At 38.9% G+C, this 591-nt stretch carries 1 protein-coding gene; it reads left to right on the top strand.

Annotated elements, in window-relative coordinates:
* On the top strand, nucleotides 1-413 hold a 413-nt coding region (locus tag AN161_RS27140; RefSeq protein WP_143115104.1), incomplete at its 5' end, for a transposase.
* Nucleotides 414-591: the final 178 nt, after the last annotated feature.

Genomic DNA, 591 nt, shown 5'->3' with positions numbered 1-591 from the left:
CCGGTGAACTGTTCTTTTCTCATGCCTTTTTTGTGACAAGTCTTGGTGAAACCTTTTCACCACAAGCGATTGTCGCATCATACAAACAGCGAGGTACAATGGAAAATTTCATCAAAGAAGCGAAAGATGGCTTTGGTTTTGATCAGATGAAAAGCCATGATTTCCTTGTCAATGAAGCACGGATGATGTTAAGTTTACTTGCCTATAACTTCACGAACTGGCTACGTACACTCAGTTTCCCGAAAAAATATAAGGGGATTCAAATCCAAACCATTCGCACACGTTTGATAAAAGTCGCAAGTAAATTAGTGAAGTCTGGACGTTCACTGTATTTTAAAATGTCCTCAAGTTTTGTCTATGAGCGCTTCTTTTGGGACGTCCTGACCAGGGTGCAACAGCTAACATTCAACTAAATAGCCCTTTTTAAAAAATCGAACCCACATCAAGGGGGAAGTCTGCCCTAAAATAGGTTTTTTGTACAAAACCCAACCTGATTCTCAATTTACTAAACCACTTACTCCTAATTATTTTCCTCAATTCTGAAAAACTAGCCAAATTCCCTAAATCTCAGATGGCTGTGAATAATTCAGG

The sequence above is a fragment of the Lysinibacillus sp. FJAT-14222 genome, assembly GCF_001278875.1.
GTDB lineage: Bacteria > Bacillota > Bacilli > Bacillales_A > Planococcaceae > Lysinibacillus > Lysinibacillus agricola.
Note: the sequence above shows the minus strand (reverse complement) of the source record. Positions and strands in the feature narration are given on the sequence as shown.